General features: G+C 69.8%; 13 protein-coding genes. 7 read left to right on the forward strand and 6 right to left on the reverse strand.

Translation table 11 applies throughout. The features are described from left to right. The first annotated feature begins 320 nt into the window (after positions 1–320). A complete protein-coding gene (locus CMC5_RS22575) occupies positions 321–1931 on the forward strand; it encodes a hypothetical protein (protein ID WP_050432357.1) in 1611 nt (536 codons plus the stop codon). Between the two features lie 53 nt (positions 1932–1984). On the opposite strand, the gene CMC5_RS48620 is transcribed toward CMC5_RS22575, so the two are convergent. Then, the gene (locus tag CMC5_RS48620; protein WP_050432358.1) at positions 1985–3229 is read right to left on the reverse strand and encodes a hypothetical protein; all 1245 of its coding nucleotides are present in this window, start codon (positions 3227–3229) and stop codon (positions 1985–1987) included. Positions 3230–3479: 250 nt separating this feature from the next. Here CMC5_RS48620 and CMC5_RS22585 point away from each other — a divergent pair, with 250 nt between their 5' ends. Further along, positions 3480–3764 (forward strand): hypothetical protein, encoded by a 285-nt coding sequence (locus CMC5_RS22585; protein WP_050432359.1) that lies wholly within the window; start codon positions 3480–3482, stop codon positions 3762–3764. 292 nt (positions 3765–4056) lie between these two features. On the opposite strand, the gene CMC5_RS22590 is transcribed toward CMC5_RS22585, so the two are convergent. After that, complete coding sequence (locus CMC5_RS22590; RefSeq protein WP_050432360.1) at positions 4057–8250, reverse strand: MYXO-CTERM sorting domain-containing protein; 4194 nt, start codon at positions 8248–8250, stop codon at positions 4057–4059. Positions 8251–8335: 85 nt separating this feature from the next. Beyond that, on the reverse strand, positions 8336–9289 hold the full coding sequence (locus tag CMC5_RS22595; protein ID WP_063796624.1) for a hypothetical protein: 954 nt from the start codon (positions 9287–9289) through the stop codon (positions 8336–8338). Positions 9290–9666: 377 nt separating this feature from the next. Here CMC5_RS22595 and CMC5_RS22600 point away from each other — a divergent pair, with 377 nt between their 5' ends. Beyond that, positions 9667–10620 carry a DUF7638 domain-containing protein gene (locus CMC5_RS22600; RefSeq protein WP_050432362.1) on the forward strand — a complete coding sequence of 318 codons (954 nt, stop codon included), beginning with the start codon at positions 9667–9669 and terminating at the stop codon, positions 10618–10620. An 82-nt stretch (positions 10621–10702) separates the two neighbouring features. On the opposite strand, the gene CMC5_RS42840 is transcribed toward CMC5_RS22600, so the two are convergent. From CMC5_RS42840 to CMC5_RS22615, 3 genes are all read right to left on the reverse strand, one after another. After that, entirely contained in the window at positions 10703–12268 is a 1566-nt protein-coding gene (locus tag CMC5_RS42840; protein WP_082362709.1) for a methyltransferase domain-containing protein, read from the reverse strand. Between the two features lie 9 nt (positions 12269–12277). Beyond that, the gene (locus tag CMC5_RS22610) at positions 12278–12928 is read right to left on the reverse strand and encodes a transaldolase family protein (RefSeq protein ID WP_050432363.1); all 651 of its coding nucleotides are present in this window, start codon (positions 12926–12928) and stop codon (positions 12278–12280) included. Between the two features lie 114 nt (positions 12929–13042). Then, complete coding sequence (locus CMC5_RS22615) at positions 13043–14551, reverse strand: sigma-54-dependent transcriptional regulator (RefSeq protein ID WP_050436069.1); 1509 nt, start codon at positions 14549–14551, stop codon at positions 13043–13045. A 1246-nt stretch (positions 14552–15797) separates the two neighbouring features. Here CMC5_RS22615 and CMC5_RS22620 point away from each other — a divergent pair. Genes CMC5_RS22620 through CMC5_RS22635 form a run of 4 tightly spaced genes read left to right on the forward strand, consistent with a single transcriptional unit; the run spans position 15798 to position 21052 of the window. Then, the gene (locus tag CMC5_RS22620; RefSeq protein WP_050432364.1) at positions 15798–16682 is read left to right on the forward strand and encodes an outer membrane protein assembly factor BamD; all 885 of its coding nucleotides are present in this window, start codon (positions 15798–15800) and stop codon (positions 16680–16682) included. Next, complete coding sequence (locus CMC5_RS22625; RefSeq protein ID WP_156338806.1) at positions 16679–16987, forward strand: hypothetical protein; 309 nt, start codon at positions 16679–16681, stop codon at positions 16985–16987. Before CMC5_RS22620 ends, CMC5_RS22625 begins: the two co-directional genes overlap by 4 nt. Before the next feature lie 58 nt (positions 16988–17045). Further along, positions 17046–17522 (forward strand): transcription elongation factor GreA, encoded by a 477-nt coding sequence (greA, locus tag CMC5_RS22630; protein ID WP_050432366.1) that lies wholly within the window; start codon positions 17046–17048, stop codon positions 17520–17522. Further along, positions 17519–21052 (forward strand): sulfatase-like hydrolase/transferase, encoded by a 3534-nt coding sequence (locus CMC5_RS22635; protein WP_050432367.1) that lies wholly within the window; start codon positions 17519–17521, stop codon positions 21050–21052. Before greA ends, CMC5_RS22635 begins: the two co-directional genes overlap by 4 nt. The last annotated feature ends 22 nt before the right edge of the window (positions 21053–21074 follow it).

A 21074-nucleotide genomic window follows, 5' to 3' on the forward strand; every position in this document is an offset into this window, starting at 1 on the left:
GATTCATTTCCACTTCCGTTCGGGCACCAGAAGGCGCCTTTGCCGAGATCTCTCGGGAAGAACTCGGCCCTTGCGGTCTTAGTACCTGGTCATTCTGGTGTCGATCCACTTCTCTGCAGCCTCCCACCCTGTGCGCTGGGGCTCACCCTCATCGAGGGCATGTTCATGTGCGGCGTCGCCGTCGTCGGCTCCTTCTTTCCAGCTCTGTGCCATCTCCCGACGACGCGCCCCTCGCTTCGATGCCGACGACCGCGACCGCTGTGCAGCGCGAGCACGTGCTGCCAGGGTGAACTTCGGCACATCACTGCTAGGGTAGGCGCGTGGCGGAAACGACCCAGCGGCGTGGCTCGAAGGACGCGCCCGAGGAGACCACGAAGACCATCACGTCCCCGGCTGGTGATCTCCCGGAACACGGCGTGATCCCTGGTGTTCGCGCCGCCTCACGCCGCGCCCTCCAGGCCGCGCTTCTCATCGCCTTCGTCGTCCATCTGCCGTTCATCCCCAACCCTCTCGCCACATGGCTCAGCGTTCTCCTGTCGCTCGGAGACGGGGAAATCTCGGACTACGAGGACGAACCCACGATCATCCCCATCGACCTCGACCTGCTCTCCGACGACCCCAACGCCGCAAGCCAGGCCCCCTCGGCGACCCCCACGGGCACTGCGCCGCCCGAGCCGCCTGCCCCCTCTCCCCCTGCCGCTGCACCGCCGGTTGCTGAGCCTGCTCCCGTCGCCTCAGCTTCACCGCGCGAGGTCCCCGACGCCGGCGCTCCCGACGCTGAACCCACCGACGCTGGCAAGCCGCCGAAGCCGCGCGAAGACGCTGGCCCCACCGACAAACCCCCGGCCGACGATGGCCGCCCCAAGCTCCGGGATCCCCTCAGCGTCGCGGGGGCGCCGGGCAAGATCGCCTCCAAGGACCCCAACGTGCAGGTCCTCATCGCGGGCGATCGACTGCGCGATCACGAACTCGGCGCCTGGTTCGGCCGCGTGCTCACCACCATCCCCCAGTGGCAGACCTTCTTCGCCGGTAGCGAGGTCGACCCCATCCGCGACCTCGACCACCTCCTCCTGGCGGGCCCGCAGTTCCGCAACTCCAGCAAGGTCGTCGCGGTGATGGACTACCGCGTCCCCGAGCCTGCCATCCGCGCTGCCGTCGACGGCATCGTCCAGCGCACCGGCGGCACCTGGCTCCCCGAGGCCCCGCTCCCCACCGCCCGTGCGCGCGCCGATCGCGCCGACCGCCTCTTCTCCCTCGTCCCTGGCAAGCGACTCCTCGTCATCCTCCCGGGAGATCAGGAAGACCAGCTCGACAAACTCAAGGCCCTCAAGCCCTTCAACCGCTCCTCCTCGGTCGGCATCGTCCTCTCGATGCTCACCCCCGCCAACGCTTTCAAGGGCGTCTACAAGCTCCCGACATCGTTGAAGTGGTTGCGCCTCACGGTCACCCCCACCAAGGACGGCGGCGCCGATCTCGCGCTCACCGCAGGGGACACCTCACCTGAAGAAGCCAAGGAGCACGCCGACGAGTTCACGCGCGCCCTCAACGCCGTCCGCTCCGTCGACCTCGGCATCATGAAGGTCAACGTGCTCGACGAGGTGAAATTCACCGCGGATGGCGACGTCATCTGGTCCAAGATTCACGTTCAGAGCAAGCAGCTCAAGTTGATCCTCGGCTTCGCCGAGGAGGCCATGAAGAGCCAGGCCGCAGCCCGCAACCAGCGAGAGCCCGAGCCCCCGCGGCGCGATCCCTCGACGCCGAGCGCCTCCACCGCCGCGCCCACCACCACCACGGCTCCTGCCGCGCCCACCACCACGCCTGCCGCGACGACGGCGCCCACGCCGACCTCTCCTGGCGCAACGGCCAATCCGCCTGGAGCCACCCCGCAGAAAAAGGATGCACCTCAGGCCCCATCCATCTGGGATGACTGAGCTTTCTATCTGCCCCGCCTCGACCTCTCGCTCGTCTCCGAGCGTGCCGCCTTTCAGCTCCGGATCAGCCGACCCAGCGCCGCATCCGCCGCTGCCGGCACCGCGTTCCCGACCGCCACCACCGGCCCCTTGCGCGGCACCAGCACCACCCGACAGCGCCCCTTGCGCCCTGCGTTCAGGTGAGACAGCGCGAAGTCGAGCGCCGCCCCCAGCGCCAGCACCAGCGCCCCCATCCCCAGCAGCTCCGGCGACCCCGAGCGTGCCCCATCCAGGAACAGCGACACCCCCACGTACGTCCCCAGCCCGAGCGCCACCAGCCCTGCGTACAGCCCCGCGCGCGGGTACTGCACCTCGCGGGCCGCCCGCGCCAGATTCTCTGCCGGGATGTGCGTCTCCAGCTCCTTCACCGTGCGCCCGAACAGCTCTGTCCGGCTCCGCACCGTCAACCCTCGTGACGTCACGGTCAGCGTCGCCGGCCGTCGGTAGCGCAGCAGCACCCGACCCAGCAGCCGCCCGCCGCGCGCCACGAGCAGGAGCCCCGTCACCGCGAGCAGCGTGACCACCACCGGATGCCGCGGCGGCGGCACGAGCTCCCCCGTCACCTCCGCCGCATCCCCCGCAGAACCGCTCGCCTCCGCGGAAGCCGCGCCCGCGTCTCCGGCCTTCTCGACGCTCCCGCCCGCGCGTCCCCCGACCGGCTGACCCAGCAGCGCCTTCACCACCGGGTCACGCACCTCGGCCGCGAGCCCAGCGGCTTCTTCCTTGGCGGTCGGCGAGCTGCTCCCCTGGAGCGCCAGCGCCGCGATCACCGCCCCGGCCCGGCCCAGCCCCGGGGCAACCCCCGCGTCGACCCGCCGTACCCGATCGGCCACCGCGCGCCACAGCCCTGCCGACCGCTCCTCCATCGCCGCGTCCAGCGCCGACAGCGCGTCCACTGCGGTGTGCGTCGAGAGCCAGACCAGCGCCTCGGCCACCCGCCCCTCGGCTTCGGCCCCCGAAGGCGGCGACAGCGCCACCCCGCGCGCCAACAGCGTCGAGACCAGCACCCGCGCCGCGCTACCCGAAGCCTCCAGGCTCCCCCGCTCCAGCGCGCGGATCACGTTCCCGAAGCTCGTCTCCGCGTCCTCGACCTTCAGCCCCGACAGCTCGGCCAGCTCGGCCACCCCGTCACCGAGGCTCGCCCGGCGTTCATCGGCCGCGGCGAACGCCGCCGTATGAACGAGACGCGCCAGATCATCGCCTCGGGCGTGACCCGCAAGCTCATCGAGTACAGCGTGGGGAGATCGGTCCTGGGTCATTGCGCGAACCCGCTGGGCATTAACCGAACCCAGCTCCTTTGGCTAGAGGGCAGGGCAGGGGGACCCTCGCGGCCGCCGATCTCCACCCCTTCCGAGCGTCTTTCGCGCGCGCTGGATCACGTCGTACGGACGATGCCCTGCCCACCCTTCGCCTCGCGCTTCACACCACGAACACGCCACGACCCACCGCGCGACACGAACTTGGCCCGGAGCATCCAACTCCGATAGGGCTCGCACGAGGAGGCAGGGGATGCGCTCGAAGTCGGAGATGTTGGCGGAGCTCGGAGGATTGCTGCGGGAAATGTTCGAGGCGCGCGCTGCCGGGGGCCTCAACCCCCGCATCGCACGCACGCAAGGGCAGGTCGACGGCTACATGCGCGCCCTGCTCGACCAAGGCACTGCCACCCGGCAAGAGCTACTCACCCTCGTTTCTGAAGAGCGCACCCGCGCCAGCGGCCCGGCCACCCGCGAGATCGACGTCCTCGACGACGAGCCCGCCTCCGCCGAGCCCGTCGTCCGCGTCGTCGCTGCCTGACGCGGCGCGCCGCGCCGTCCACGTCGACGAGCTGCCCAACGCCGCAGCTCGGCCCAGCGCCTCGACCCCTGAAGCGCACCCCCTCTCGTCCCCCACCAGCGTCCAGCGCCTCGACCTCCGGAGCGCGCATCCTTGCGTGCCGAAGCCCGCTGTCAGCATTCGCTGCATCGACCGCGACGACCGCATCGACTGCGCACCGCCACCCCCAAAAGAAAAGGGCGCTGCCCTCATCGCGGCAGCGCCCTCCTCCTTCTTTCTCTCGGCCGTCAGCGCTCGGCGCTCGGCCGTCGACTCACGGCGTCACGAACGCCACATCACCCGCGGGCGATGCGCCCCCGACGCGCCACCAGTTCGCGATCTGGATCCGCCCGCCCACCTGGACCACCTTCGAGAACGCACCCGCGAAGCTCTGTTGCGGCAGCTCCCGCACCAGCCACGAGTGCGCGCTCCCGCTCGACGTCCCGACCGCGTAGCGCAGCTTCCCGCTCGTCGCGTCCTGGTAGCTCACGTGGACCTCGCCCCCGCTCGTCACGAGCAGGCTCGAGTCGTCGCCCACGATGTGCTGCCCGTCCTCGAAGCGCGTCCCCTCGATCCCCAGGCCATCGTCGATCACCTCGATCGGCAACACATCGCTCAGGTTCTTCACCTGTGCATAGCGCAGCCCCTCGGACAGACCGTCCGCGTAGGTCAGGTGCCAGGTCTTCGCCTCGTCGATGAACAGCGAGAGCCCCATCCCGACGTCGCCGGTGTTCGTCCCGTCCGCGGCCTCGCCGTCCACGATCAGCGTCTTCCAGGAGCCGCTGTCCTTGGACGCGATCACGGCGTTGCCGCGGATGCGATCGTAGAACGCGACGCCCACGCCGCCCGCTTGATCCGGCACCATCGCCACATAGGCGCCGACCGCGTCCGGGTACGTCTCCAGCTTGTCGCTCGTGAAGACCTCCTGGCAGCTCAGCTGCCCCCCGGCGTCGACGCACTCCGAGCCCGACGAGCAGGTGCCGCACCCTTCGGTCCGCGCCGTGCACCGCCCGGTGCTCGCGACGCACACCGTCCCCGAACCGCAAGCGAACGCCCTGCAGGGCGTCGCCGGATCCGCCACCACGTCCTCGAAGCTCCACTGACCGGCGCCCGGCGCGGCCGTATTACCCCGCGCGATGCGCACGCTCGAGGTCACCGCGCCATCCTCCCCGGGCTCGATGGCCAGGTAAGCGATCACCGGTGTCCCGTTCACGAAGAGCAGCTTCGCGTAGCGACCGATGTCGCTCCGCGCCGCCTCTTGCACCACGCTCACCAGCCAGGCGCCGCCGACGTACTGCGCGAACTTCAGCCGGCGGTTCGTCCGGTCGAAGTAGGCCACCGCCGGCCCCCCATCGGGCCCGATGGCGATCGACGTCCAGAGCCCCACGTCGTCGCCCGGTTCGATCTGGCCACCGCGGAACCCCTCCGTATCGAACCGCTTCGGGTCCACCGGCGGCTCCGACGGCACCCCGTCGATCGCCGTCCAGTTCACCTTGTCGCCTTCGAGTGCCCCGACGACGAGATCACCCCACTTGAAGTCGAAGGACCGGTTGCCCTCGGCATATCCGGCCACCCAGACCTTCTCCCCGTCGACCGCCACCGACGTGTAGGCGCCGATCAGCCCCGCCTCGAGCGTCGTGCAGTCCTCACCGCACTCCGCCCCCGGTTTCGACGGCACCTCCACGTCACCGCAGTTGCAGCCCGCCTGCGCGCCTGCCACCGCCATCACCAGGAGGCCACCGAGCATCCCGCGCGTCGCGTGCCGCCCCAGCGTGCGCCGCCCGCCCGATCGCGCAGGACCCTTCGCCTCGATTTCGACCGCTCCGGCCTCGACCTCGGCCTCTGCACCCAGCGAACCAGCCGCGTTGCCGCGCCCAGCGTTCTGGCGTCGTCGCCGGAGCCGCGCACCGAACGCCGCGAGCACACCGGCCACGAGCCACCCCGCAGCGCCGCCCGAACGCGCGCTACCGGCCACCTCGCAACCGCACCCCGAGTCGCCGCCCGGCTCGATCCGACCCCGGATCAGCGCTTGCGTCGAGGTCGCCACGTTGCCCACCTCGTCGCGCGCCTCCACGTCGATGTCCATTGCCTCACCGACCTCGATCGCACCGACCTCGGCTGCCTTCTGCCACGCGGACCACGCGCCCCCGTCGAGCCGGTAGCGCACCTCGGCCCGCGCCGTGTCGCTCACAGCGTCCTCGATCGAGAGCGTCGCGCGCCCGTTCTCCACCGAGCTCACCTGGATGGCCGGCGCTTCGACGTCGACGACCACCTCCACCTGGACCGGCGTCGGATCGAGCGACAGCGGCTCACCCACCACGCGCGACCGCACCGAGATCACGTGCCGCCCTTGCAGCCGCAGCCAGCTGTCCTGCAGATCGATGATCCGGCTCTGCGTGAACGGCCGCCACACACCTTGATCCACCCGGACCTGGTACTCCATCGCCCGGGTCCCATCGTCCAGATCCGAGCCCATCACCAGCGTCACCCGCGGCGCGTTGTCGCGGGTCATCGTCGCCATCCGCAGCCCCTCCACGGGGATGTCGGCGCTCTTGATCGACGCATGCGTGTGCGACACCAGCGACGACGACTGCGACGCCAGCCCGAACGACGCGAAGATGCCCAGGTAGTTGTCGCTCCCCTTGCTCAGCCGACGGAGCCCTGGCGAACCTTGCCCCGGCACCGAGTCGGGGATCGTCAACGACAGCCCCAGCGACGCGAGCGACCCGTTGAGGTCGATGGGATCGATCCCACCACCGAGTGCTTGCCCCACCTGCCCCTCGATCAGCTCCGCCAGCGCTGCTGCGATGCCGTCCGGATCCCCGGTCAGGAGACCGCTGTTGGTCACCTTCCCGTTCTTCACCCCGACCTTGTTCAGCACCGGCGCGAGCCCCTCGGGCGTGACCTCCAGGTTCACCGGCACGTCGAGATCGTACGTGGCCGTCATGAAACGGATGTAGCGATCCAGAGACCACATGTAGAAGTCGAACGACGCCTGATCGAGCTGCAGCCGGATCAGCGGATCGCTGTCCACGTCCGTCCCGTTGCCGAATGCGATCCTCGGCGGCGTCCCCGGCCGGACCACGATCGCGACCGACTGCTTCTCCTTCTGCAGCCCGAGCGAGTCCACGCCCTGGATCAAGAGCCCCAGCGTCCCCGAGCTGATCAGCGGGATCTGGTCCGAGCTGATCGCCAGGCAGAGCAGGCCGCTGTTGTAGACCCCACTCAGCGCGTAGTTCGTGAACCGCTCCGACAGCGCGATGCCCACGTGTGGCCCCGCGACCCCGTCCGGCCACCCGTCGATGGCGTTCCCGAGCAGCTCGTCCGGGATGGGGATCGCCGACGGCAGCGGCAGATCCGAGAACTTCACGCAGTTGCTCACCGGCAGCGGCTCGGCGCCGCCATACAGCCCGAGCGTCGCGCCACCGGCCACCGGGTTCAGATCACCCCAGTGCCGCCCGCTCCCGTCGTCGCGCTGGCTGTGACCACCGGCCGCGAACAGGAAGTCGAGCCCGCCCTTCGTCCCTGGCGAGATCCCTGCGAGGAGCTGCCCCAGGTTGATGTGCCCGTCGGTGCCCAGGATGATCGAGGCGCACGAGCCATCGGGGTACATGCACGTCCCGCCGTCGTCCGTCGTCCCCACCGGGCACGACGGCGACAGCGCCGGGTTCGCCTGCTGGCAGAGCTGGCTGTTGATCTGGTCGCCGAGCGTGCCAATCAACCCGTCCATCAGGAAGGGCATCACCACGCCCTTCAGCCCGTTCAGCACTGCGCCGGTGAACGAGCCACCGCAGTTGAAGTCGATGCTGTCCCGGAGCTGCCCCTCGTTGATGTTGATGTTGCCGACGCGCACCTTCGTGTAGCCGCGGCGCGAGTGCGTCGGGTCCGCATCGATCTCGATGGTGACGTTCACGTCGAGGTTGATGTTCGCGAACGTCTGCGGGTTCGGCGGGCAGGCGTCGTTGCCGTTCAACGTCGCACGCGCGTTGCCGTTGATGCCGAAGATCGTCGTCCGGATCGGCAGATCCTGGAGCCGGATGGGCAGCGGGCCGTGGATGCGCAGGACGTTCGGCGACTGGGGATCGATCTGGAACTGGGCGGCGCCGAGGTTGATCTCCGCGACACACCGCGGCGGGGTCGCGTTCTCGTTCGGCCCGTCGGGGCAGATGCTGTAGTTCGCACCCGAGAAGATGCTCCCGCTGGAGGAGGGGATGGGGAACGTGAGGATGCCCCCGCTGCTGCTGTCGCCGAGCAGCGACTGCGCGAGGGTCCCCAGGTTCTGCTCGAGGAACTCGATCCCCGACGCGGTGAGTCGTGCGGAGCCGGCGTTTTCGATCCGGGCATCCGGTTTGAATCCCTCCGCGAGGGGCGTGACCCCATCGCAGCCGCCACACCCGCCGCCCCCAGCGGCACAACCGGCGAGGAGCATGGCGAACGGTGCGGCAAGTCGATTGATGACGCGGCGCATAAGCGGCCCTCCAGAAGCGCGCAATCCCTTAGCTTGGAATCGTACGCACGCGAAAGCGCGGGCCGCAAGCGCCTGATGCGTGGATCTAGAGGCAGATACCGCTGATGTCGACCGCGCTCGCCGCAAAGGTCGCGCTCAGCGAGAATGCGTCCTGGCAGCCTCCCGCCGTGCCCGTCGTCGAGCAGAAGTCACCCTTCAGCACGATGGCGCCATTCGCGTCCCGAGCGCACCGGTTCGGCGTGGCCCCGTCGCCGCTCGACGAGCCCCCGAGCAGCACGCAGAGGGTTTGCCCCAGGTCCTCGACGATCACCTGATCCGCCTCCTCCAGCGTGACGTGCGCATCGAGCGACGCACCATCCACGAAGGCGGGATAGTCCCGGCTCGGCAGGCAGCGATCCGACGGCAGGAGCCCATCGGCGTTGTAGGTGCCGACGCAGTTGTTGTCCGCGGAGAGCGACAGCTCGGTGACCCGCGCGTCCTTCAAAGGCAGCAGGATCGGCGTCCCCGGAGGATCGAGCGCCAGGTAGATGGGCACCAGCAGATCGCCCACGTTGGCCGAGAGCTTGCCTCCATCGTCCGCGTAAGGGACGGTGACCGGCTCGATGGTGAACGCGCCCTCCTGCGCGCTGATGAAGCAGTAGCCCTCGCGCGGGTTCTTGCGGGGCAGGGCGCCCCCGGTCCGCACCGTGCCGGCCGTCTTGTCGAACTCCAGCAGCCAGTTGAACGTGCCCTGGCCCGTGAGCCGGCACGCCTCCAGGTTCATCAGCACGCCGCCACCGACGATCTGCTGCACCGTCGCCCCGGTCAGCGCCGTGGGCGCCGTCAGCGTGAGCTGCGACATCCGCAGCCCGAAGGTCGACTTGTCCGCGTTGTCCGTGAGGGCGACGCAGCCACCCACCGAGCAGGTCGGCTCCGTCTGCGCGCACTCGTCGTCGGGCAGCGGCGTGATGTCGGCATCGCTCCCGTCACACCCCACGAGCGCACCCCCACCTGCCATCGCCAGCAGCCCGACCACCCCCATCAGCTTCATGAAGCGCATCTCGATCTCCTCCCGTAAGACCCGGCCGTCCTCGAACCAGGACCAGCGCAGGAACACGGTACGTTAGCGCCTCGTACCGCATTCCCCAAGTTCGTCCCAGGCTCCTGGCCAGGCGCGGTGCGGAGGAGCAGGATCACGACCAACGAGAGCGCTGAGGCCTTTCGCCCCCTGATCCGGGCCAGACCGTCCCGACCTCGACGTGGGCCCACGGGTCGACCGAAGCGCACGAAATCGGCGGAACCCGTGGGGTCGCAGCGCTTCGTGGACCTCGCGGGCGGTCCCCGAGGCCGCCGTGACACGCGTGAAAGTCCCTGGCCCCAGCGTGATGAGGGCGCTTCACGGCGCAACGAGTGTCAGGTCGAGCTTAGCATGCGGGCATGCTGGCCGTGGACGAGTCGATGGGTGCCTGGCAGATGGTATCGACCCGGGGAGTGCGGCGCCGCGGCTGGTGCATACCCATCCTGATCCAGAACATGCAACATCACCTCACGCCTCTCTGCGTGTTCGAGGACGGGGTCGTCGATTGCTGGGAGCTGCTCGATGTTCCCCTGTTCCGAAGGAAACTGACCACGGGGTGGATCGCGACCTCGGCCCCCGTGGGCGCGAGGCTGAGTGTCTTCCACCTCGGTGCAGCCACGATCGACGCCTTCGAGCCTCTGCTCGCCCTCGGCGAGGTTGCTGCGCGCGTCATGGCGGCGATTCGCCACTGGAACCCAGGCCTCCTCGATCTGGTCGACCTTCGAGGCTCAGCGACGGAGCCACACGGCAGAATTTCCAGAGACAAGCTTCCAGACCGCAGAGAAACGCACTTCCGACAGGCCCTGGATGGATCCCGCGTCCTAGCGAAGAGCGTCTCCGTCTTCGTCAAGCAATCCGACGCGCTACGCCTGACCCAGTGGTTCGTCTACGCCGATGGGAAATCACGACTGGGGCCTGAGGGCGTGCTCGTGGAGCTCGGCGTCGTCGAGGAAGCAGTACTCGACGAGAAAGTCGTCTTTTCGGTTCCGGACGCGACCTGGGTCGAGCTCGATGGACTCGGCCGGGCGAAGCTGTCTCGCGGACATTGGTTCATCGACCCCATCGAGAGCATCAAGGAACAGCGGGCCCATCTGGCTGAGCTGCGGGGTGGAATGGAGATCACTCAGATCTGCACAGAGGCGTGGGAGGACTACTTGCGAAGTCCGACGCCGGATTCGATAGAGGTCCTGCGAAAGGCCTACTTCGACGTTCCGGAGCACCTCCGGGTCTATTGCGCCAGAAACATGGACAACAAGGATTCCGAGATCAAGGTCGCCCTCGGGCTGAGAGGCTACCGCAACGACAAGCGCTGAGGCTGCGGGACGCTCGTGATCGGTGAGGTTGAGGGCCGCCGGTCATGAGCGCACGGTTCCCCGGACCCGACCTCTCGGCGTCCTAGTACCGCGTGTACCGTGATCCGAGCCGCTCTCCGACGGGGAGGGCGCGCGCCAGGCGGACGAGCGTCCAGACCGTCCCCGCCAGCTTCCTGAGCTTCGAGGTGCCCACGCGCTCGTTGTACTCGATCGGCATCTCCACCACCCGGTAGCCACATTTCGCCGGGAAAAGCAGCGTGTCGATGGGCAGCGCGTCTCCTTCGCCGTCGAAGTCGAAGGCGCGGATCACCGACGTCCGGTAGGCCCGCATGCCGCTGTGCACGTCACAGGTGGGGATCCCGTGCATCGCATGGGCCATCGCCGCGAAGGTCCGGTTGGCCATGTAGTTCGGCAGGGGCATCGCCGCTGGCCGCGTCCGCGTGCGGGCGCAGTTGACCACGTCGAAGCCTTCCTCCTCGACGAGCTGCCGCACCCGCGGGATCTCCTCCGACGGGTAGGTGAAGTCGCAGTCGATGTAGATCAGCAGCTCGCTGTCCGCCGCGGCGCTGTACATCAAGAGCTCCATCGCCGGTCCGTGCCCGCGCGGCGGCATCTGACGCAGCACCCGCGCGCCCAGGTTTCGCGCGATCTCTGGCGTCCGGTCGGTCGAGCTGTCCACGCAGAGGATCGCGGCGTCCGGCGCGACCCGCCGGATCTCGGCGATCATCGCCGCGATGCTCTCCTCTTCGTTCATGGTCAGCATCCCGACCGTGAGCTTCATCCGCCGTGCCCGCGGCGGCTTCCGCGCGACGAGCACGTGCTGGAACGCGAGCAGCCCTGGCGCCCGCTGCGCGATCACGTCCTCCACCGGCCGCACCAGCCCTTGGTAGAGCTTGTACGGGAGCGAGCGCCCCAGTGCCGTCGGATCCGGCGCCGCGGTGCCCCCCTGGGCCACGCGCAGGATCAGCGACTTCCCAGCGCGCACCAGCATCGGGTTCTGGTCGGTGCGCAGCACCTCCAGCCCCGCCTGCTCCAGCAGCTTCGCTGCGGACGATCGCGTGAAGAAGCGCACGTGCGTCTCGTCGAGGATCCCGCTCGGCGTGTAGTCAAAGTTCCCGGCGAGGAGGCCCAGCCGCACCGTCCATGCCGCCACGTTCGGCAGCGACACGACGACCTGCCCGTCCTCCGCGAGGTGAGGGAGGAGCCGCGCCAGCACCGCCGCCGGATCCACCGTGTGCTCCAGGACGTCGGCGAACAGGAGCACATCGAACTGCCGCTCCCCCAGCGCCTCGCGCACCGAGGCGTCGCTGGTGATGTCGCACGCGATCACCTCGTCGAGCACCTGCTTCGCCTGCGCGATGGAGCCGGGCACGATCTCGATCCCGGTGACCCGCGCCCCCGAGCGCTTGATCGCCGCGCCGTTCAGCCCGATGCCACAGCCGACGTCGAGCACCGTCCGGGGCCTGCCGATGGCCGCGACCGCCGCCCGGTTCACCTCTTCCACGACGTAGCGCACCGCGGAAGGCGTCGACGCCTCGGGCACCGCGTCCGTGTCCGGGATCGCTGTGCGCTCGTTCGTGCCTTCGTTTGCGCCCTTGATTGCGCCTTCGTTTGCAAGCGCCGCGTCGGCGGGCACGGAGTCGGCCATCACGCGCGGCTACTTACCACGGTTCGCCCAGGCGGCGTTGAACTCGCGGATCGTCTCGTCCGTCTTCGGGTTGTGCAGCATCTTGCGCAGGATGGGTGGTGGCACGGTGACCACGTGCGCGCCTGCGAAGAGCGCCTCGTTCACGTCGGCGATGTGCCGGATCGAGCCCACCAGCACCTCGGCCGGGAGCCGCTCGCGATCGAGCCGCTCTCGCGTCTGCTCGATCACGCCGCGCGCGTCGTAGCCCATGTCGCGGATCCTGCCGCTGAAGATGGACACGTACGTGCCTCCGGCGAGCGCCGCCAGGTATGCCTGGTTGAAGCTCATCACGCACGTCACGTTCGTCTTCACCCCGGCGCGTGCGAGCGCGTGCGTCACCTTGAGCCCGGCCTCCCCGAACGGCACCTTCACGCAGATGCGCGACGGGTCCCAGGCGTGCAGGGCGTGCGCTTCTTCGAGCATTTCCTCGGCCGTCTCGGCGACCAGCTCCACCGACACCGGGCCCGACGAGGCCGCGATCACCTCCCGGATCCGCGCCTCCAGATCGGCGTCCGGCGCCTCCCGCGCCAGGATCAGCGGGTTGGTGGTGACGCCGGCGAGGACGCCCCAGGAGAAGAGCTCTCGGATCTCTGCGGGGTTCGAGCTGTCGAGGAACAACATGAGCGCGCGCGCCCTCGGGGGGAGGGGTGGCCGGAGGGGACCATAGATCGGCGCCCGGTGGAACGGCTTATCGGCGCGCGCGGTTCATGCGGAGCTTTCGTATCACGGCGTGGCTCACGCGCCCTCGCCCCGCTTGATGCCGTAGGACCTGATCTTCTTGTGCAGGTTGGTGCGCTCGATGCCGAGCACCACCGCCGCCCGGGAGATGTTCCAGTCGAGTCCGGAGAGCACCTCCACGATGTAGCCGCGCTCTGCCCGGTCCCGGAACTCCCGCAGGGTGAGCCGCTTGCCGTCGCCGACCGGCGTGTGGCGCCCGCTCTCCACCGCCTCGTCGGTCAAGGTGATCCGCTCCTCGGAGGGGCCGTCCGACGCGCTCTCGGAGGCCGCCGCGTCCTCCTCGAAGGGGCTCTCGTGCGGATCTTCGGGCAGGTCGGCGATGGTGACCACGTCCCCCGAGAGGATCGCCGCCCGCTCGATCACGTTCTTCAGCTCGCGCACGTTCCCTGGCCACCTCCGGCGCTCCAGCGCGGTGTACACCTCGGGGTCGATGCGCCGCTGCTTGAGGCCGTTCTCCTTGCAGAATGCGGAGAGGAACGCGTCGATGAGGGGCCGGAGATCCTCGGTGCGCTCGCGCAAGGGCGGCGTCTTGATCGGGAACACCGCCAGGCGGAAGTAGAGATCTTCGCGGAAGTTGCCGGCGGCGACCTGCCGCGCGAGGTCCTTGTTCGTGGCTGCGAGGACGCGGACGTCGACGTGCAGCACGTGCTCGCTGCCGACGCGACCGATCTCGCCCGACTGGAGCGCGCGCAGCACCTTGGCCTGGGCGGCGAGGTCCATGTCCCCGATCTCGTCGAGGAACAGGGTGCCGCCGTGCGCCTGCTCGAAGAGGCCCCGCTTCCGGCTCAGCGCGCCGGTGAAGGCGCCCTTCTCGTGGCCGAACAGCTCACTCTCGATGAGCTCCCGGGGGATGGCCGCGCAGTTCACCTTCACGAAGGGGGCGTCGGCGCGCGGCGAGAGGCGGTGGATGGCGCGGCTCACCAGCTCCTTGCCCGTGCCGCTCTCGCCGGTGATGAGCACGCTGGCCTTGGTGGGCGCGACGCGATCGATCTCCTTGAAGAGGCGCTGCATGGCCGGGCCTTGCCCGATCATCTCGTAGCGCGCGTGGACCTCGGCGAGGAGGTTCCTCACCTCGCGGGCGAGGCGGCTGGTCTTGAGCGCGTTGCGGACGCCGACCAGGATGCGCTCGCGGTTCAAGGGCTTCTCGAAGAAGTCGCCCGCGCCGAGCTTGATGGCCTTCACCGCGTCGTGAACCGTGGCGTGACCGCTGATGACGATGACCGGCAGGTCGCGGGTCGTGTCGTCCTGGCGGATGCGATCGAGCAAGTCGAGGCCGTTCATGCCCGGCAGCATCAGGTCGACGATGGCCAGCTCGACCGGGGTGCCCCCGTGGGACAGGAGCTTGAGCGCGTCCTCGCCGCTGGCCGCCTCGACGACGTGGAACCCCTCGCCGCGGAGGACCATGTCCAGGGTGCGGCGGATGTTGCGCTCGTCATCGACGACGAGGATGGTCGGCGCTGCAGCTTCGTCCGAAGGTGCCTGCGAGGAAGCAGGGGGGGCGCTCATGGGCGCGCACGGTAGCAGCACCCGCTCCTGGACCACGAATCGACTGCACCCGGCGCGCCAACTTCGCGGCTTTCCATCGCCAGTGCGAGCCCCTGGCCGCCGCTGTCCCGATCGAGGACCTTTGGGGAGACTACCGTTCTGGGGCGGCGGACCCCAGGCGCGTCATACGAACCTCTGGCGAGGCGAGCTGAGATCCGCTTCTGGCTTTCGGGGACCGTCGACCGCTTGGCCACTTTGGCTTCGCAGATTTCTCGGGTTTCGGTTTGGAACGCTCGTGTTCGTCGACGACGACGGGTTTCGGGCCTGGTTTGGAATAGCGACGCCCCTCTTGGGGTACAGGCAACGGTTTGGTTCGTTTGTGCCGTTCGACAGGAACGACCTCGTTTCTGTCGCTCATGGTTCACCTTTCCGAGGACGGCTGGACCCTCGACCGTCTGAGCGCTGCTACTGCAAGCGCGGGGACGGGCAGTACACGCACCGTGCCAGCTCGATCCCTCTTCGCAGCGTGCGGTGGCGTCGTGCCTCGGATGAGTTTTCGGTTCGAAATCCTTGACTGCATGACGACGCGCCGGCGTGTCGGTTCGACGTCGTTGGTCGGATCCGGCCAGCGTGGCCAGTCCCGGAAGCAACGGTTCGGTCAAAGGTGGCGAGCGACCACGGTGAACGAAGGGTCCTGCTCTTCGCTCCTGCGAAAGCACGTGAACGTTGCTCCGAGATGGTTCGCGGGGCTCACCTCATGCAGGCTGGCTGGCGCAGGAGTGGTCGCGGAAACGCGCCTGGAAGCGGAAAAACGCGTTCCGACATGTGGGAACGGCGCGCGAACGCTAGCCCGCGCGGCTCCGACATCTGGGAATGTCGCCAGAACGCTCTCGGACGCCGTTCCGAGATGTTGCAACGTCGCAGGAGCCGGCGCGGACGACATTCCCAGATGTGGGAACGGTCGAGGAGCCGGCCTTGGCGACATTCCCAGATGTGGGAACGGCGCGGGAGCCGGCCTTGGCGACATTCCCAGATGTGGGAACGGTGCGGGAGCCGGTTCCGGCGACATTCCCAGATGTGGGAGCGCCGTGCGCGCCGAAACCGCGTGGCTCCGACCATCTGGAGCCGCGGTGCCCCCTGGACCGGGGCGATGTTCCCTACTTCCTCCTACATTCTCCGCTGTCAACACGCCTTGGCCCGGCCTGGGCTGCTCGGGCTTGCTTCTCGCACTGGCGGTGGGGGGCGGGATTGGGTAGGACGCCGGCCCATGATGCGTGTCGCCCTCACGGTCGCTGTCTGCCTCACCGCTGTGAGCGCCCTGACGGGTTGCGACATCCAGGCCTCGAACGGGAGCCGGGCGACGCTGACGTACACCACGGACGCGCGCAAGGCGTACCAGGAGGCGCTCACGGCGTTCCGGGCGCGTGAGTGGGAAGACGCGCGGGCGCTGTTCAAGGATCTGCAGAAGCTCTTCCCTTACAGCGCCTACGCGAAACTCGCGGGGCTGCGGGTGGCGGACATCGACTTCGAGCTGCAGCGCTACCCGGAGTCGGTGTCGGCTTACCGGGAGTGGATCCAGAACAATCGCACCGACAAGGATGTGGAGTACGCGCGCTACCGGATCGGGAAGGCGCTGCATGAGGACATCAACGACGGGTTCTTGCAGCCGCCTGCCGAGGAGCGGGATCAGGCGGTGACCATCGATGCGTACAAGGAGCTGCGCGGGTTTCTCCGGCAGTTTCCTCGGAGCCGGTACGGCAAGGACGCGGCGTACATGCTGGAGGCCGTCACCGGGCGGCTGGTGCGGCACGAGCTGTACGTGGCGCACTTCTATCTGAAGAGGGATCGGTTCGAGGCGGCGGTGGCGCGCATCGACTTCGCGCTGCGCAACTACCCGAACTCGGGGCTCGACCCGGAGGCGCTGGTGCTGAAGGGCGAGACGCTGCTCAAGATGAAGCGGGTGCCGGAGGCGCGCTGGGTATTCCAGTCGGTGGTGCGGGACTGGGGTGGGCCGTTCGCGTCCCCGGCGCGGCGCTTTCTGGAGGACATCGGCGACGGGCCGGTCAAGGAGCCTCTGGAGGCGGAGGCGGCGAAGGGCGCCGGGGCGCAGAAGCCGATGAGCCCAGGGGCCGCGCCCGGGAGGCCGCGTTGAGCCAGACGAGGTCGCGGCCGAGCGCGGGGGTGCGCTACGTGGTGGTGCTGGAGTCGGGGGAGGAGGTCGTTTACCGCGGCTTCGCGTTCCTGCCGGACGCCGACCTGCCGCTGGAGGTGCGCTTCGCAGCGTCGGGGGCGGCGACGGCGAAGGTGGATGCAACGGCGCTCCCGTCGCAAGGCGAGGGGGCTCCCGATGTGCCGGAGCTGGAGCGCGAGGCGGCGGCGCTGCTGCGCGCTGCGGTGAAGGCGTCGAGCACCGCCGGGCGCCCTCCGCCGCGCAGGGTGGTGCGCTGGCGGGCGTAGGCGCGCGCGCGCAGGTGGATCCCAACGCTCGTCGGAGCGTGCTACAACCGGGACCACCATGTCCGAGAAAGTACCGATGACACCCGAGGGGCAGGCCCGCCTCCGCGAGGAGATGCGCCGGCTGAAGGAAGTCGAGTTGCCGCAGGTGGTGAAGGATATTGCGGTGGCCCGGGATCACGGAGACATCTCCGAGAATGCCGAGTACCACGCCGCGAAAGAGCGCCAAGGGATGATCGTGGCGCGCATCTCGTACCTGGAGCAGACCATCTCCAGGGCCGAGGTGATCGATCCTTCGAAGCTCAAGGGCAGCAAGGTCCAGTTCGGGGCGCGGGTGAAGGTCGCGAACGTGGACAGTGGCGAGGAGCAGACCTTCCAGCTCGTCGGGCCCGACGAGGCCGACATCAAGAAGGGGACGATCTCGGTGACGTCGCCGATGGCGCGCGGGCTGATCGGGCGCGAGGTGGGTGACGAGGTGCGGGTGGTCATGCCGGCAGGGCCACGCACCTTCGAGATCCTCGAGATAGCCTATCTATGACGGATCCGGATGCCCGGGGGAGGCGTCGGCTGGGCCGGCAAGACCCCCGGACTTCGGAGGACGCGCGCGCGCACCGGGTTCCCAGCCAGGCCGAGATCGTCGAGGGGTCGCGTGGCGCGGCGCCGGCGGCGCCTCGGGGCGGGAGCGGTGCGGGCGTGGTCGGGGTGAGCGGTGGCGCGGGCGCGCGAGGCCCGGCGCGGTCGCTGTCGCCACGATCGCCGTTCTCCAGCAGCGCCGCGCTGACGTCGGGCGGTGGTCGCGTGGAGACGGCGCTCGGCTGGCGGATCGCGGACGCTTACCTCGCGCTGTCGGCGCTGTCGGTGGCCGAGCTGGTCGCGGTGGCGGTGGTGGGGCACCGGGAGCTGGCGTGGCCTTACGAGATGGGGTGGGCGCTGCGGGATTTGCTTCCGCTGGCGCTGGCCGCGGCGGCCCCGGCGGCGCTCGTGGGTGGGGCGCTGGTGGAGCTGTCGACGTGGGCCGATCGGCCGCGGGCGAGGACGGCGCTGGCGTTGCTCGCGGCGCTGTTCGCGGGGGTGGTGGGCTTCGGGGTGTCCGGGGGGCGGCGGGTCGAGGCGCTGCGGGTGCCGTTCGTGGCGGCGCTGGTGGTCGGGGCGGGGTTGGCCGCGTTCTGGATCGCGCCGCGGTTGGCCAGGGCGCTGCGTGCGGTGGACGCGGAGGGGCGCGTTCCAGCGCGGGGCGAGGGGAGCGAAGGACCGGGGAAGGGGAAGCGGGGGGCGGCGCGGTGGACGCGGCGTCTCGGTGCGCGCGCGGGGTTCTTGCTGTCGGTGGGCCTGGGGGTGGTGGCGCTGGAGGTGGCGAACGCGCGGGTGTTGCCGAGGCTGTACCCGGCGTTCCATCTGGGGCTGGGCGTGCTGACGCTGCTGCTCGCGTGTGCGGTGCCGCTCGCGCTGGGGACGTGGCGGCGGTCGGTGGGGCGGGCTTCGGGGGCGCTGGTGCTGTTCGCGCTGTCGGCGGCGATGATGCCAGGGTCGGCGACGCGGCTGTCGCAGAAGGACAACCTGCGCCTGGTGATGCTGGATCGGGGGCCGCTGCTGGGGAAGGCGGTGGAGCTGGGGGCGATGCTGTCGCCGCCAGAGCCGTTCGAGGACGAGCCGCTGGAGGAGATCGCGAGCGGGCAGTCGATCGATCTGCGGGGGCGTGATCTGGTGCTGATCACGGTGGACGCGCTGCGGGCCGATCACGTCGGGGCCTACGGGTACGGGCGCCCGACGACGCCGAACCTGGACCGGCTGGCCGCGGAGGGGGTGGTGTTCGAGGCGGCGTACACGCCGACACCGCACACGTCGTACGCGGTGGCGTCGTTGATGACGGGCAAGTACATGCGGCCGCTGCTCTTGCAGGGGCTGGGAGAAGACTCGGAGACGTTCGCGCAGTACATGCAGCGTTACGGGTACAAGACGGCGGGGTTCTATCCGCCGGCGGTGTTCTTCATCGATGGCGACCGGTTCGGTGACCTGCGGGATCGGGGGCTGGACTTCGAGTACAAGCGGGTGGAGTTCGCGAGCGCGGCACTGCGGGTGGAGCAGGTGGAGCGCTACCTGAGCGGGGTGCGGGACGACGATCGGGTGTTCCTGTGGGTGCATCTGTTCGAGCCGCATGAGCCGTACGAGGCGCGGCCGGATCATCCGTTCGGGGTGCGGGACATCGATCGGTACGACGCGGAGATCGAGGCGGCCGACGCGGGGCTCGGGGCGATCGTGGCGGCGGTACGGCGGTCACGGCCAGGGGCGGTGGTGGTGGCGACGGCGGATCACGGGGAGGAGTTCGGGGAGCACGGGGGGCGCTACCACGGGACGACGGTATACGAGGAGCAGGCGCGAGTGCCGCTGGTGGTGAGCGCGCCCGGGCTGCTCGCGCCGCGTCGGGTGAAGGCGGCCGTCGGGTTGACGGACATCCTGCCGACGGTGCTGGCAGGGCTGTCGATCCCACGGCCAGCGCGGATCCGGGGGGCGGATCTGGGGCCGTTGCTGGCAGGGAAGGTGGAGGGGGCCGAGGAGGAGAAGTTCACGGCGTTCGTGGAGACGGACGCGCAGGCGATGCTGGGGCGGGGGTCGCTGCGGCTGCTGTGCATGCGGCGGGTCGGTGCGTGCGCGCTGTACGATGTGGCGACGGATCCACTGGAGAAGCGGGACATCGCAGCGGTGAAGCCGGCCGAGGTTGCGTCGCTGCGGTTGGCGCTGCGGTCGCTGGAGGCGTCGCACGGGCGGTTCGAGGTGCGGGGGCTGCGGCGCGAGGGGAAGGGGTGGCCAGACGCGCTGCGGCGGGGGATCGCGGGGGACGGGGACGCGGTGGTGGAGGTGGCTGCGCTGCTGGACGACGCGGATGTGGCCATCCGGCGGAAGGCGGCGGAGGTGCTGTTCGAGCTGCGGCGGAGCGAGGCAGGGCCGGCGCTGCGGCTTGCGCTGGTGCGCGATGAGGACGAGGAGGTGCGGCGGTGGGCTGCGCTGTCGCTCACGCGGCTGGGGGAAGGGGCGCCGCTGACGCGAGAGCTGTTGACGGGGCCGGATCGGCGGTTGCGTCGGTTCGCCGCGCTTTCGCTGGCAGAGTCAGGGGATCGGCGGGGGGAAGATGTGCTGGTGGCGTGGCTCCGGGAGGCGCTGTCCGGCAAGGGGGAGCCGGTGGGCTTCGAGCGGACGCGGGAGATGATGGAGGCGCTCGGGAAGCTGAAGACGAAGGCGGCGCTGGGGCCGCTGTTGCGAGCGCTCGAGGATGTGCGGCTGCGACCGTACGCGGCGGCAGCGCTGGCGGCGCTGGGAGAAGAGGCGGCGCGTCCGGCGCTGGCCGAGCGCTTCGGAGCAGAGCGGTACCACACGGCGCGGATGGCGCTGGCCGAGGCGCTGGTGAAGCTCGGGGCAGGGCCGGAGATGCGGGCGCCGCTGGTGCGGTTCCTGGGGATCCCGGATCCGCTGCCGGAGGGGTTGCTCCTGGCGCAGCGAGCGGATGTGCTGGATCTGATCGGGGGGCCGCGAAAGCGGGATCTGGAGCGGCTGCGCCGGTTCGCGCGGAGCGGGATCGGTGTGGGGCTGACGGTGCCGAAGGCGGGGAACGGCAAGGGGCTGCGGGTACTGTGCCGGGCCCGGACGACGGACGATGAGGCGGGGGAGGTGCGGTTCGGGATGCGTCGGCGGGGTGGGCCTCCGCCGAAGCGGGACAGGTCGTCGCTGGTGCCGGCGGCGGCGCCGGATCTGGATCCGGAGCGGTCGGTGTCGCTGTCGTTCGCGCCCGGGGGGGAGGCGACCGAGGTGATGGCGACGCTGCCGGAAAGCATCGGGGTGAAGGCGGGGGAGCACGGGGATTTCGTGGTGTACGCGACGCAGAACGTGGAGCTCGTTGCGTGTGCGGTGGTGCCGCTCTCGGACGAGTTGCCACCTCCACCGCCAGAGCCGTGGCTGCCCGGGGACACGGGAGATGCTGGGGGGGCGGCGGTGCCCGCGGGGTCAGGAGCGCCGGGGAACGCTGCGGTGCCCGCGGCGTCGGCGGAGCCCGGGTCGTCGCCAGGCGGTCGGTGACGGGGCAGGGCGGCGCGAAAGT

It is taken from the genome of Chondromyces crocatus (assembly GCF_001189295.1).
In the GTDB taxonomy this organism is placed as follows: Bacteria; Myxococcota_A; Polyangia; order Polyangiales; family Polyangiaceae; genus Chondromyces; species Chondromyces crocatus.

Coding starts and splice junctions, on each gene's coding strand:
- CMC5_RS48620 (WP_050432358.1), bottom strand. CDS start 3,229: ATGACCCAGGACCGATCTCCCCACGCTGTACTCGATGAGCTTGCGGGT.
- CMC5_RS22585 (WP_050432359.1), top strand. CDS start 3,480: ATGCGCTCGAAGTCGGAGATGTTGGCGGAGCTCGGAGGATTGCTGCGG.
- CMC5_RS22590 (WP_050432360.1), bottom strand. CDS start 8,250: ATGCGCCGCGTCATCAATCGACTTGCCGCACCGTTCGCCATGCTCCTC.
- CMC5_RS22595 (WP_063796624.1), bottom strand. CDS start 9,289: ATGCGCTTCATGAAGCTGATGGGGGTGGTCGGGCTGCTGGCGATGGCA.
- CMC5_RS22600 (WP_050432362.1), top strand. CDS start 9,667: ATGCTGGCCGTGGACGAGTCGATGGGTGCCTGGCAGATGGTATCGACC.
- CMC5_RS42840 (WP_082362709.1), bottom strand. CDS start 12,268: ATGGCCGACTCCGTGCCCGCCGACGCGGCGCTTGCAAACGAAGGCGCA.
- CMC5_RS22610 (WP_050432363.1), bottom strand. CDS start 12,928: ATGTTGTTCCTCGACAGCTCGAACCCCGCAGAGATCCGAGAGCTCTTC.
- CMC5_RS22615 (WP_050436069.1), bottom strand. CDS start 14,551: ATGAGCGCCCCCCCTGCTTCCTCGCAGGCACCTTCGGACGAAGCTGCA.
- CMC5_RS22620 (WP_050432364.1), top strand. CDS start 15,798: ATGATGCGTGTCGCCCTCACGGTCGCTGTCTGCCTCACCGCTGTGAGC.
- greA (WP_050432366.1), top strand. CDS start 17,046: ATGTCCGAGAAAGTACCGATGACACCCGAGGGGCAGGCCCGCCTCCGC.
- CMC5_RS22635 (WP_050432367.1), top strand. CDS start 17,519: ATGACGGATCCGGATGCCCGGGGGAGGCGTCGGCTGGGCCGGCAAGAC.